12 protein-coding genes are annotated in these 11,751 nt (G+C 70.9%); 8 read left to right on the top strand and 4 right to left on the bottom strand.

What is annotated here, in order from left to right; genetic code table 11:
• Positions 1-54: 54 nt before the first annotated feature.
• Complete coding sequence (locus BO64_RS02005; RefSeq protein ID WP_496401599.1) at positions 55-918, bottom strand: hypothetical protein; 864 nt, start codon at positions 916-918, stop codon at positions 55-57.
• Between the two features lie 132 nt (positions 919-1,050).
• On the opposite strand from BO64_RS02005, the gene BO64_RS02010 reads away from it, so the two are divergent.
• On the top strand, positions 1,051-1,671 hold the full coding sequence (locus BO64_RS02010; RefSeq protein WP_496401600.1) for a TIGR02466 family protein: 621 nt from the start codon (positions 1,051-1,053) through the stop codon (positions 1,669-1,671).
• Positions 1,672-1,720: 49 nt separating this feature from the next.
• Here the strand turns inward: BO64_RS02010 and BO64_RS02015 are convergent, their stop codons facing one another.
• Together BO64_RS02015 and carA are read right to left on the bottom strand one after the other, a co-directional pair.
• Positions 1,721-3,337 (bottom strand): M28 family metallopeptidase, encoded by a 1,617-nt coding sequence (locus BO64_RS02015; RefSeq protein ID WP_496401601.1) that lies wholly within the window; start codon positions 3,335-3,337, stop codon positions 1,721-1,723.
• A gap of 94 nt (positions 3,338-3,431) precedes the next feature.
• Entirely contained in the window at positions 3,432-4,604 is a 1,173-nt protein-coding gene (carA, locus tag BO64_RS02020; RefSeq protein ID WP_496401602.1) for a glutamine-hydrolyzing carbamoyl-phosphate synthase small subunit, read from the bottom strand.
• Between the two features lie 77 nt (positions 4,605-4,681).
• On the opposite strand from carA, the gene BO64_RS02025 reads away from it, so the two are divergent.
• Positions 4,682-5,113 carry a DUF1330 domain-containing protein gene (locus BO64_RS02025; RefSeq protein ID WP_496401603.1) on the top strand — a complete coding sequence of 144 codons (432 nt, stop codon included), beginning with the start codon at positions 4,682-4,684 and terminating at the stop codon, positions 5,111-5,113.
• 61 nt (positions 5,114-5,174) lie between these two features.
• Positions 5,175-5,420: a DUF1272 domain-containing protein gene (locus BO64_RS02030; protein ID WP_496401604.1), complete on the top strand. Its 246-nt coding sequence runs from the start codon at positions 5,175-5,177 to the stop codon at positions 5,418-5,420.
• Positions 5,421-5,441: 21 nt separating this feature from the next.
• Here the strand turns inward: BO64_RS02030 and BO64_RS02035 are convergent, their stop codons facing one another.
• Entirely contained in the window at positions 5,442-6,551 is a 1,110-nt protein-coding gene (locus tag BO64_RS02035) for a response regulator (RefSeq protein WP_496401605.1), read from the bottom strand.
• A 182-nt stretch (positions 6,552-6,733) separates the two neighbouring features.
• Between BO64_RS02035 and BO64_RS02040 the strand changes: the two genes are divergently transcribed.
• From BO64_RS02040 to dnaG, 5 genes are all read left to right on the top strand, one after another.
• The gene (locus BO64_RS02040) at positions 6,734-7,429 is read left to right on the top strand and encodes an HAD family hydrolase (RefSeq protein WP_496401606.1); all 696 of its coding nucleotides are present in this window, start codon (positions 6,734-6,736) and stop codon (positions 7,427-7,429) included.
• A gap of 129 nt (positions 7,430-7,558) precedes the next feature.
• Positions 7,559-7,960 carry a hypothetical protein gene (locus tag BO64_RS02045; RefSeq protein ID WP_496401607.1) on the top strand — a complete coding sequence of 134 codons (402 nt, stop codon included), beginning with the start codon at positions 7,559-7,561 and terminating at the stop codon, positions 7,958-7,960.
• A gap of 13 nt (positions 7,961-7,973) precedes the next feature.
• Positions 7,974-8,519: a hypothetical protein gene (locus tag BO64_RS02050; protein ID WP_496401608.1), complete on the top strand. Its 546-nt coding sequence runs from the start codon at positions 7,974-7,976 to the stop codon at positions 8,517-8,519.
• Positions 8,520-8,529: 10 nt separating this feature from the next.
• Entirely contained in the window at positions 8,530-9,390 is an 861-nt protein-coding gene (gene sigJ / locus BO64_RS02055; protein ID WP_496401609.1) for an RNA polymerase sigma factor SigJ, read from the top strand.
• Positions 9,391-9,484: 94 nt separating this feature from the next.
• Positions 9,485-11,398, top strand: a complete 1,914-nt coding sequence (dnaG, locus tag BO64_RS02060; protein ID WP_496401610.1) for a DNA primase — start codon at positions 9,485-9,487, stop codon at positions 11,396-11,398.
• Positions 11,399-11,751 lie beyond the last annotated feature (353 nt).

Raw genomic sequence — 11,751 nt, forward strand, 5'->3', positions numbered from 1 at the left:
AATGTCCTGTCGTCGTCTCGTTGCGGATGGCGGCCCGGGCGGGCCGCCGCCCGGTCACTTCAGCGGTTCTTTCCGCAGGTGGCCGTACATGAGCTCTTCCACGAACTCGACGCACTTGAACTGGTTCAGATGGGCGTCCTCGCCGATGCGCCGGTAGAGGTTCATGCTCATCTTCCACGGACGGGTGAAGGTGTCCGGGTCGGTGATGGTCGCCTCGTAGCGCATGGTGTTCGGACCGGTGGGCGTGTAGCGCTCCACCACCGTCATGTTGGCCGAGTGGTGGTTGCCGGCCCGGTCGAACCAGGTGCGGTCGTTCTGGCCGGTGACCGTGATCTCCAGGGTGTCGCCGTCCCAGCGGGCCACGGACTGGCCCATCCAGCTGTCCACCGGCGGTGGGCCCGGATCGTCGAACATCACGTTCCGCACCGCGCCCGCATATTCGTAGGCGATCAGCATGGACTTGTCGGACTGGAAGATCTGGAACGGCAGGTGCATGTAGTTCGCCCGCGGCACGCCCGGCAGGTAGCACTTCACCTCGGGGTCGCGTTCCAGGTAGTTCGCCCGGTTCTCGTCGCGGATGGCCTTGGCCTCGGGCGTGTAGGGAATCTCCCCGCCTTCCACCACGCCTCGGCCGCCCGGCACGGCGCCCACAGCGCCCAGGGCCAGGACTTCCTGGGCCGGCAGCGGCTGCACCGGCCCCGGCCGCATCTGCAGGGCCGGCCGCGCGGCGTGGGGCTCGATGTCCCAGCCGGCCGAGTTCATCACCTGCCAGACGCCATTGAGGTCGGGGAACTTGGTGCCCGGCAGGCGCGGGGCCTTGTAGGTCGCCGCCGCCTTGGCCTTGGGCTGGGCCACTGCGGGCGCCGCGCCCGTCGCCAGGGCCAGGACCGCGACAGCCGCTGCTGCTGCTCTGATCATGCGCTCGTTTCCCCCTGACCCCGTCCGGTCCGCCGGCGGGGCTTTTCTTCATCCAACCTAATCAACGTTCAGTCTCTGCGCCAGCGGCTGCGGGCGCTTTGACAGGACCGGCGTCGGCGAGTAGCGGACGGCATGGCCATCCGACCTCTTTTTGTAACCCCGATCTACGAAGCAAGCCTTACAACAGACCGAAGCTTCGAAAATTTCAATGCCGAGATTTTCGACGCCTGCCGGATGTTGCAGGAAGAGGACGTAGCCGGTCGCGCCTGGTGCCGTGAGCACGGCTATGGCGGCTACACCTCCTACGCGTCCCTGGACGACCTGCCCCAGCGGGTGAGCGTGTTCGCGGACCTGAAACTCAAACTCGACCGCCATGCCCGAGCCTTCGCCGAGGCCCTGCACTTCGACCTCGGCCGCGGGCGGCTGAAGCTGGACAGCCTGTGGGTCAATGTCCTCAAGCCGGGGGCGGCCCACACGAGCCACATCCACCCGCACAGCGTGATCTCGGGCACCTACTATGTGGAGACCCCGCCGGGGGCGAGCGCCCTGAAGATCGAGGACCCGCGCCTGGCGATGATGATGGCCGCCCCGCCCCGGCGCGCGGACGCTCCCGAGGAGGCCCAGCCCTTCGTCTATCTCCAGCCCAGCCCGGGCACGATCTACATGTGGGAAAGCTGGCTGCGCCACGAGGTGCCGGCCAACCGCGCCAAGACCCCGCGGGTGTCGGTCAGCTTCAACTACGGCTGGCGCTGAGGCGCGGCCAAGGCCCCGGCGCCCGCGAGCGCCGGGGTCCCGTCATCGGTCAACGGGCGAACTTGCCGCCGAAGAAGTCGCCCTTGTTCCAGGCCGGGCGCTCGGCCCCGTCGGTTAGCTCGCGGGCGATCTCGTAGTTGATCTTCGCGAACTTGGCGCCGGCCGCGTAGTCGATGGGCTGGCTGAGGTCGTCGCAGACCTTGTGGTAGCAGCCCTTCAGGAAGCCGGTGAACTTCTCCTCGCCGCCGTTCTGGAAGCCGGTCATCAGGAACACCGACGGCACCCCCACCTCCACGAAGCGGTAGTGGTCCGAGCGGGTGAACAGGCCCTCGTCCGGCAGCGGGTCGCCCGAGAGCGCCACGCCCACCCGGGCCGCCGCCCGGCGCACCGCCGGGCCGATGGTCGACCGGTCCGCCCCGAACGCCACCACGTCGGTGAAGTCGTAGGTCAGGATCGGCATGTCGAGGTTGACGTTGGCCACCGCCGTCACGCCGCCGGGATTGCGGGCGAAGTATTCCGCCCCGACCAGCCCCTTCTCCTCGGCCGTGACCAGCAGGAACAGCACCGAGCGCTTGGGCCGCTGGCCGCTTTCGACGAAGGCGCGGGCGACCTCCAGGGTCGTGGCCACCCCGCCGGCGTTGTCCAGGGCGCCGTTGTAGATGCGGTCCTCGCCGGGCTTGGCGTCCTCGCGCACGCCCTCGTGGTCCAGGTGGGCCGACAGCACCACCGTCTCGGCCTTCAGGGTCGGGTCCGCGCCCTCCAGCAGGGCGGCGACGTTGCGGCTCTCGCTCTCCACCAGCTCGGTCCGCACCTGCGCCGAAAGGCTGGCCGGCAGGTCGAAGCGCGGCGTCACGCCCTCCGCGGTCGCCGCCGCGGCGTAGATGCGCTCCAGCGGGACCTTGGCGCCGGCGAACAGCTTGTGCGCGCCCTCCACGCTGAGGGTGCCCAGGCTCGGGGTGTTGGGGGCCACCACGAACGGCGCGCCGTCCGGCCCGCGCCAGGTCATGTTCCAGTTGCGCCAGTGCTTCGCCGACTGGGCGAAGGGCCGCATCTTCTCGGTGGCGGGGGTATAGATGGTGATCAGCCCCACCGCCCCGCGCTTCTCGGCCTCGAGCCGCTTGGTGCGGTTGTTGCGGTAATAGGCCCGCTCCTCGGACTGGAACGCCCGGGGCGCCCCGTCCAGGACGACGACGATCTTCCCCTTTACATCCAGGCCCCTGTAGTCGTCGCGTCCACGCTCGGGCGCCACCACGCCGTAGCCGGCGAAGACCAGCGGCGCCGAGACGGCGAGCTCGGCCTTCAGGGGATTGCTCGCGACCATATAGTCCTGACCGAAGGCCAGGGCGGTCTCGCGGCCCTTGGCGTCACGCAGCACCATCCGCCCCTCGTCCGCGGGCCGGAACGAGGTCATCGGCGTCTTCTGGAAGTAGGTCCCCGCATCGCCGGCCGGCGTCAGGCCCAGCTGGGCGAACTGCGAGGCGGCGTACTGGGCGGCGATGTCATAACCCCGGGTGCCCGCCTCACGCCCCTCCAGCAGATCGCTGGCCAGGAACGACATGTGGGCCCGGATGCGGTCGGCGGACGAGGCCCCCGCCGTCTGCGCCGTGGCGGCCGACGCGACCGAAAGCGCCGCCACAGCGGCGGCCATGAACCTGATGGAACGCATGGAGTCTCCCCGACGTCTGGGAGACGGTTCTAGGCGTGGCCATTCCGGAACGCCAGCGACAGGCGGTCGCGGGCGCCCCGGCCTTCCGACGTCCTCAGGCCTTGGCCCGGTCCATGTTCTCGGCGAAGCGCTGGAACAGATAGAGGCTGTCCGTCGGGCCCGGCGAGGCTTCGGGGTGGTGTTGCACCGAGAACACCGGCTTGTCCTTCAGCGCGATGCCGGCGTTGGTGCCGTCGAACAGGCTGACGTGGGTCTCCACCACGGGCCCAGGCAGGCTGTCCCGGTCCACGGTGAAGCCGTGGTTCATGGACACGATCTCCACCTTGCCGGTGGTGAGGTCCTTCACCGGGTGGTTGGCCCCGTGGTGCCCCTGGTCCATCTTCACGGTCTTGGCGCCGAGGGCCAGGGCCAGCATCTGGTGGCCGAGGCAGATGCCGAACACCGGCTTGCCGCTTTCCACCAGCTTACGGATTTCCGGCACCGCGTACTGGCCGGTGGCGGCCGGGTCGCCCGGGCCGTTCGACAGCAGCACGCCGTCCGGATTGCGCTTCAGTATCTCTTCGGCGGGAGTGTTGGCCGGCACCACCGTCGCCCGGGCGCCCACCGAGGTCAGGGCCCGCAGGATGTTCCGCTTCACGCCGTAGTCGACGACCACAACCTCGTACTTCGGATTGTCCAGGGGCTTGGCGTAGCCGTCCTCCCAGCTCCACAGACCCTCGTCATAGACGAACGGCTGCAGGGTGGTGGCTTCCTTGGCGAGGTCGAGGCCCACCAGGCCGCTCCACTCGCGCGCCTTGGCGGCCAGGGCCTCCAGGTCGAACTTGCCCTCGGGATTGTGGGCGATCACCGCGTGCGGCATGCCCTGCTCGCGGATGCGGCGGGTCAGGGCGCGGGTGTCGACGCCCGCCAGGCCCACCACGCCGCGGCGGCTCATCCAGGTCTCGAGGTCGCTGTCCGCCCGCCAGTTGGCCGGACGGGTCGGAACGTCGCGGAAGATCGCGCCACGGGCCGCGGTCTCGGCCGAGCCCGACATCTGCTCAATGTCCTGCACGTTCGTCCCGACATTGCCCACATGCGGGAAGGTGAAGGCCACGATCTGGGCCATGTACGACGGGTCGGTCAGGATCTCCTGATAGCCGGTCATGGCGGTGTTGAAGCACACCTCGCCCACGGCTTCGCCTACGGCGCCGACGCCGACGCCTTGCAGGACTGTTCCGTCGGCCAACACCAGCACTCCGGTGACGCCAGGCAGCAGGTCACGGCTCATGGTGTTGGGACTCCTTGTGGGCAAACGGCCGCGTAGGTAGTGACTCACTTCCACGCGGTCAATCAGGCGGGGACGCTATGGCGCACATCGATCCGGAACGCGAGGCCTGGGAGGTTTTTAAAAGCCTGCCCCGCGACCAGCCCATTCACATGCTCAATCTCATCAAGCTGCGGCCGGTGGCGGAATATCCCGAGGGGCACCCTAATCACGGCCAGGGCCTGAGCGGCCTCGAGGCCTATCGCGCCTACGGCCGCACCACCTCGCATATCTTCAAGCGCCTGGGCGGACGTCAGGTCTGGGTGGGCAAGCCGCAGGTCACCGTCACCGGCCCGGCCTCCGAGGCCTGGGACCTGGCGTTCATCGCCGAATATCCCAACGCCGAGGCCTTCATCGCCATGGTGCGCGACCCCGAGTACCGCGAACTCGTCCAGCACCGGACGGCGGCGGTGGCCGACAGCCGCCTGATCCGCATGAGTCCGCTGGAGCCCGGCGAGGGCTTTGGGGAATAGCGGTCGGAAACGAGGGAAGCCTGGCCTTTCGGCCGAAGGCGGCCCGAGGCATGCTTCGGCCATGCTGGCCCTTCGACCCAATTGCGAGTGCTGCGACCGCGACCTTGCGCCGGACAGTCCCGATGCGCGCATCTGCAGCTTCGAATGCACCTTCTGCGCCGACTGCGCCGAGACCCGCTTCGGCGGCCTGTGCCCCAACTGCGGGGGCGAGCTGGTGCGCCGACCGATTCGCCCCCCGGCCGCCCTCGCCCGCTACCCGGCCTCCGCCGAGCGGGTGGTGAAGCCCCACGGCCCCGCCCTCGCCTGATCCCAGGCAGCCTGACCCCGGCTAGTTCACCGACGCCGTCAGGGCCGCCTCAATGGCGCCGAGCAGCGCTTCCACCCGCAGCGGCTTGGCCACATGGCCGTCCGCCCCCGCCGCCGCGCTCGCCGCCCGGTCCTCGGGCGAGGTGTTGGCCGACAGCACCACCGCCGGCGTGCGGGCCAGGCCCCGGGCCTGTTCCTCGGCCCGGATGACACGGATCGCCTCCAGGCCGTCCGCCACCGGCATCCGCAGGTCCATCAGCATCAGGTCGAAGCCGCCGCTCCGCCAGGCCTGCACCGCCTCGAAACCGTTCTGCACGGTCACCACCTCGGCCCCCGCCGCCTGCAGCATCAGCCCCAGCACCTTGCGGTTGGTGGGATTGTCGTCGGCGGCCAGCACCCTCAGCGGCCGGTCGCCCTCGGGCAGGTGGGCCGGCCCGTCGCCGTCCGGGGCAAAGTCGGCGTCGCCATAGTCCAGGAGCCCGGCCACCAGCCGGTCGAGCTGCCGCGCGGAGTCGCGGATCTCCGAGACCAGGGCCCGCTGGCGCGGATCAAGCGTGGTGGCGTCCAGCGCCTGAAGCAGGCCCAGCACCCCGTTCAGCGGCGTGCGCAACTCATGGCTCATGTCGGCCAGGAACTCGGTCTTCGCCCGGTGGGCCGCCTCGGCGTGGGCCAGGGCCGCCTCCAGGGCGGCGGCCTGGCGCTTCATCTCGGTGATGTCGACCCGCAGGCCGATCACCCCGCCGTCCGAGGTCCGCCGCTCCTCGATCATCAGCCAGCGGCCGTCCGCCACCTGCTGCTCGTGGCGCTCGCCGGTGGCGGCCTTCAGCTTGGCCATCCGCTCGGCCAGCCAGGCCTCCTCCCGCCCCACCGCGTCGGGATAGTCGCCCCGCCGCACGCCCTCGCGCAGGGTGTCGATCAGCCGGGCCCCCGGCCGGAACAGGTCGGCCGAGCGGTGGTAGATTTCGGCGTAGCGCCGGTTCCAGAGGATGTAGCGTCCCTCGGCGTCGAGGAAGACCACGCCTTCGGGCAGCACGTCGATGGCCTCGCGCAGACGCGCCTCGGCCAGCCGCGCCTCGGCCTGCGCTTCGGCCAGGGCCTGGGCCTGGGCCTGGGCGCCAAAGCGCTTCGCCAACCATGCGCGCAGGCCGCCCGCCATACCTATTCTCCGAATCGACCGGGCTCAGCATGGCCCGAGATCTCGAACGCCGCTCTCCGAGCCTTGCTCTCCGCTGCGATCGGGGCCGGGCGCCCTGCCCGCGCACAGCCGGCGCCCGGCGATTGCGCAGCCGAGGCCCGCCTCATAAAGACCGCGCCATGCGCATCACCACGGTCGGCCTCGATGCCGACGACACGCTCTGGCACAACGAAGGCATCTTCCGGCTGACCCAGGCCAGGTTCCTGGAGCTGATGGCCGACCATGCCGAGGCCCCCGTGCTCGAGGCCAAGCTGCGCGAGGTGGAGAAGCGCAACCTTCGGCTCTACGGCTATGGCGTGAAGGGCTTCACGCTCTCGATGATCGAGACCGCCATGGAGCTCACCGGCAACAACGCCCCCGGCCGTCTGATCGCCGACATCCTGGCCGCCGGGCGCGAGATGCTCACCGAACCGGTGGAGCCCCTGCCCGGCGTCGAGAAGGCCCTGGCCGAGCTGTCCGAGGCCTACCGCCTGGTGCTCATCACCAAGGGCGACCTGCTGCACCAGGAGCAGAAGCTCGCCGCCTCCGGCCTCGGCGATCTGTTCGCCGCCGTGGAGATCGTGTCTGAGAAGGACGCCTCCACCTACGAACGGGTCTTCGCCCGCCACGGCACGGGCGCCGCCCAGGCGGCCATGTGCGGCAACTCCATGCGCTCCGACATCCTGCCGGCCCTGGAGGCGGGGGCCTATGCGGCCTACGTCCCCTATCCGCTGATCTGGGAGCATGAGATGGCCGACGCCCCGCAGGGCCATCCGCGCTTTGCCGAACTGGCCAGCATCTCCGAGCTTCCCGCCTGGGTCCGCAGCCTCACCTGACCGGGGCACCCCCAACGCCGCGCCGCCCAGCCGCTGAGCTCCGCGGCGCGACCCGCACGATTTTCCACGGCTCGATGTCACAGCCGCGCCGGCTCGTCCGTCCTTGTGGACGAACGACGGAGGGGCGGGATGCTTCGCAATTGGGATGGATGGCTGGCGGCGGCCCTGGGCCTGGTCCTGGCGGCCAATGGCCTCGCCATGCTGTTCGCGAGCCTGGCCTGGTACGACGCCGTACCGGGCGTCCCCGCCACCGGCCCCTACAACGCCCACTTCGTTCGTGACGTCGGCGCCGCCTATCTGGTCGCCGCCCTGGGGCTGGCCTGGTTCGCCTGGCGCCGCCGCGAGGGCTGGCCGGCCCTGGCGGCGGGCGCGGCGTTCCTGACCTTCCACGCCGCCATCCACGTCTATGACGCCGCCTGCAGCCCCACGCCCTGGGCGGACGTCCGCCGCGACCTGGTCGGGGTCCATCTGTTCGCCGCGGCGCCCCTGGCGCTCGCCATCTTCCGCAAACCGGCCCCATCCCATGACTGAGGAGACCACGCTCATGCTCCGCGCCTACCTCTCGCGCTGGATCGACGGCTTCGAGGCGCGCTACGGCTACGACGCCAGCTACATGCGTCATGTCCTGCGGGCGAGCCCCGCCAGCCTGCTGAAGTTCACCGCCGGTACGCGCGCCGCCGACGCTAGCGCCGCCCCTGCCGAGGCGATGGTCGCCGCCGGGCTCGTGGGAACCATGGCCGAGGACTGCGGCCCCTGCACCCAGATCTCCTGTGACATCGCCCTGGAGCACGGAGTCGACCCCGGGGTGCTGCGGTCCATCCTGGCCGGCGACGAGCAGGGCATGGGCGAGACCGCCGCTCTCGCCTGGCGCTTCGCCCGCGCCAGCCTCGCCCGCGACATGGAGGCCTGCGACCCGCTGCGCGACGAGATCGTCCGCCGCTGGGGCGACCGGGGCCTGGTGGCGCTCTCCCTCGCCATAACCGCCGCGCGCATGTACCCGACGCTCAAATACGCCCTGGGCTACGGCAAGGCCTGCTCCCAGGTCACCGTCGACGGGGAGGCCGTCGCCCCGCAGCGGCTCGCGGCCTAGGATGGCGGCCATGGATCCGGCGCTCACCGCAACCTTCGAGGCCCACCGCCCCCGCCTCATCCGCCTCGCCTATCGCATGCTGGGCCAGGTGTCCGAGGCCGAGGACGCCGTTCAGGACGCCTGGCTGCGGTGGACCCGGGCCGCCCAGAAGGTAGACGATCCCGCCGCCTGGCTGGTGCGCGCCACCACCCGTCTGTGCATCGATCGCCTGCGCCGGGCCAAGGCCGAGCGCGAGGCCTATCGCGGCCCCTGGCTGCCCGAGCCCCTGATCGAGCCGCTCACCGACGATCCCGTGGAGCGGGCGGAAGAAGTGTCGGTGGCGTTCCTCCTGGCCCTGGAGCGGCTCTCGCCCCTGGAACGCGCCGTCTTCCTGCTGCACGACGTATTTGAACAGGACTACGCCCGGGTGGCCCAGGCCCTGGATCGCTCCGAAACCGCCGTCCGCCAGCTCGCCAGCCGCGCCCGGGCTCACGTCCAGGACGCCCGCCCGCGCTTCTCGGTGGACGAACGGCGCGCCCGGGAGCTGGCCGAGGCCTTCGCCGCCGCCGCGGCCCAAGGCGACGACTCCCGCCTCGCGGCCCTGCTCACCGAGGACGCCATCATGGTGTGCGACGGCGGTGGCAAGCGGAAGGCGGCCCTGCGGGTGCTGGTGGGCCGGGACGATGTGATCGGCCTCCTGCGCGGCCTGCGCTGGCGCGGGGCCTTCCCCACCGGGACCGACCTCGAGCCCGTCCGGGTCAATGGCTGCCCGGGCTTGCTCCTGCGCCTGCCGGACGGCCCCCAGACCATCGCCTTCGAGCCTGGCGACGACGGCCGCATCGCCGCCATCTACGTCACGCGCAACCCGGACAAGCTGGCGCACGTGCGCTGACGACCGCACCTGTCGCACCGTTTCCGCGATATCATCCACAGGCCGGCGCGACTCATCCACAGGCTGTCGCGCGGCGAAGTGCTAGCGGTAATCCATGGTCGGGCGGTTCGACGAACGCTTCATCGACGAGCTTAAGGGGCGCCTCCGTCCGTCGGACGTGATCGGTAAGACCGTCAAGCTGCGCAAGCAGGGCCGCGAGTACGTGGGCCTGTCGCCCTTCAACAAGGAAAAGACCCCCTCGTTCTATGTGAACGACGAGAAGGGCCAGTTCTTCGATTTCTCGTCCGGCAAGACCGGCGACATCATCACCTTCGTCCAGGAGACCGAGCGGCTGTCCTTCGCCGAGGCCGTGGAGAAACTGGCGGCCGAGGCGGGCCTGGCCCTCCCCGCCGCCGATCCGCGCGGCGCCGAGCAGGAGAAGAGGCGCCAGGGCCTGGCCGACTGGCTGGAGATGGCCGCCCAGTGGTTCGAGGCCGAACTGCGCCGCCCGCCCGGCCGCGAAGCCAGGGCCTATCTCGAACGGCGCGGCCTGCCTGAGAGCGAATGGAGCCGCTTCCGCCTGGGGTTCTCTCCGCCCGGGCGCACGGTCCTGAAGGACTATCTGGTGGCCAAGGGCGCCCGGCCCGCCGAGCTGGTGGACGCGGGTCTGCTGGTGGCCCCCGAGGACGGCGGCGCGCCCTACGACCGGTTCCGCGACCGCATCATCTTCCCGATCCTCGACGCCCGGGGCCGGGTGGTCTCCTTCGGCGGCCGGGCCATGGATCCCGAGGCCCGGGCCAAGTACCTCAACGGTCCCGAGACCGCGGTCTTCCACAAGGGGAACAACCTCTACGGCCTGTCCGAGGCCCGGAAGATCCTGGCTGCCGCCCGAGCTGACGAACACCCGCCGCTGGTGGTGGTGGAAGGCTATATGGACGTCATCGCCTGCCTGCGGGCGGGCGTGCCCGCGGTGGCGCCCATGGGCACGGCCCTCACCGAGGAGCAGATGGAGGTGCTGTGGCGCCACCATCCCGAGCCCACCCTTTGTTTCGACGGCGACCGGGCCGGCCGCCAGGCCGCGGGCCGGGCCATCGATCGGGCGCTGCCCCTCCTGAAACCGGGCCGCAGCTTCCGCTTCGCCATCGTCGAGGGCGGCAAGGACCCCGACGACGTCCTGCGCGAACAGGGCCCGGCCGCCCTCAAGGCCCAAATCGAGAAGACCACGCCCTTCGTCGAGGCGCTGTTCATCCGCGAGCGCGACCTGGAGCCCCTCGACACCCCCGAGCGCCGGGCCTCGCTCAAGGTGCGCCTGCGCAAGCTCGCCGCCACCATCGGCGATCCGGACCTCTCCCAGGCCTACAAGGAGGACCTGCTCGGCCGCTTCGAGCAGCTGTGGCCCACCCGCCAGCCGGTCTACACCGTGGGGGCGGCGGGCCGCGAACTGGCGCGCCGGCGCTGGGACCGCCGCCCGGCCGTCGCCGGCGCCACCGACGAGGTCAAGCGCGCCGCCCAGGCCCTCAAGGGCTCGCCCCGCCCCCTGGCCGCCGCCCTGGCCGTGGCCGCGCTCCGGGACCCCAGCCTGATCGACGACTCCATCGAGCTCGTGGGCGCCCGCGGCTTCGGCGACGAGAAGCTGGACGCCATCGCCCAGGCGCTGGTCAGCCTGCGCTACGAGGCCGAGGACGCCGAATTCGACGCCGTGGTCCGCCGCCTGCGCGACCGCGGCGTGGCCGAGGAGACCCTGGCCAAGCTGGAGCAGGACGCCCGCCGGGCCGGGGTCGCCGCGCCGTTCCTCGACGCCGGGGCCGCCCGCGACCGGGTCCGGGCCCTCTGGCGCCAGGCCTTCGACCTGCTGATGAACCTGGAAGCCCTGGAGCGGGCCGTGGAGTCGGCGGTGGGCGACATGGCCCGCGACCCCAGCGCCGCCCAGGCCCTGATCAACCTCAAGGCCGAGCGCGACCAGCTCCGCCGGCTGATCAATTCAGACTGGGCGGGCCAGTCACACGACAAGCCGGTCCTGCCGCACTGACGTCCCTTGCGCCGGCCGTTCCGTCCCGTGAGGGCCGCCGGGTGGCGGGGCGAAAACATTCCCCTTCTCGGCGTGGGGGCATCTTGACTCGAAAGACTCGGCACGCCATGTGGCGGCGTGCGGATTTAGCGCGCTGTCGACAGGCATCCACCGGGCCGCTGCGACCTTCGGGCGCGCCCACATGATGAAGCCGGTGCCTCCCTCGATGCGTGGTGATCCCAGGGCTTGCGCTGCGGGGGGCGACCTTCGCGGTCGCTTGGACGTGGCCGGGCCATGTCGAGCGGGCGAGACCCTGAGCACGCACGATCAGAACGGAACGAATTTGGCGGATACCGGGTCGTAACGTCGCGGCC

This window comes from Phenylobacterium composti DSM 19425, from assembly GCF_059568645.1.

What these genes read in the sequence shown, in the direction of transcription:
- BO64_RS02005 (WP_496401599.1), bottom strand. Translation starts at nt 918, where the DNA reads ATGATCAGAGCAGCAGCAGCGGCTGTCGCGGTCCTGGCCCTGGCGACG.
- BO64_RS02010 (WP_496401600.1), top strand. Translation starts at nt 1,051, where the DNA reads ATGGCCATCCGACCTCTTTTTGTAACCCCGATCTACGAAGCAAGCCTT.
- BO64_RS02015 (WP_496401601.1), bottom strand. Translation starts at nt 3,337, where the DNA reads ATGCGTTCCATCAGGTTCATGGCCGCCGCTGTGGCGGCGCTTTCGGTC.
- carA (WP_496401602.1), bottom strand. Translation starts at nt 4,604, where the DNA reads ATGAGCCGTGACCTGCTGCCTGGCGTCACCGGAGTGCTGGTGTTGGCC.
- BO64_RS02025 (WP_496401603.1), top strand. Translation starts at nt 4,682, where the DNA reads ATGGCGCACATCGATCCGGAACGCGAGGCCTGGGAGGTTTTTAAAAGC.
- BO64_RS02030 (WP_496401604.1), top strand. Translation starts at nt 5,175, where the DNA reads ATGCTGGCCCTTCGACCCAATTGCGAGTGCTGCGACCGCGACCTTGCG.
- BO64_RS02040 (WP_496401606.1), top strand. Translation starts at nt 6,734, where the DNA reads ATGCGCATCACCACGGTCGGCCTCGATGCCGACGACACGCTCTGGCAC.
- BO64_RS02045 (WP_496401607.1), top strand. Translation starts at nt 7,559, where the DNA reads ATGCTTCGCAATTGGGATGGATGGCTGGCGGCGGCCCTGGGCCTGGTC.
- BO64_RS02050 (WP_496401608.1), top strand. Translation starts at nt 7,974, where the DNA reads ATGCTCCGCGCCTACCTCTCGCGCTGGATCGACGGCTTCGAGGCGCGC.
- sigJ (WP_496401609.1), top strand. Translation starts at nt 8,530, where the DNA reads ATGGATCCGGCGCTCACCGCAACCTTCGAGGCCCACCGCCCCCGCCTC.
- dnaG (WP_496401610.1), top strand. Translation starts at nt 9,485, where the DNA reads ATGGTCGGGCGGTTCGACGAACGCTTCATCGACGAGCTTAAGGGGCGC.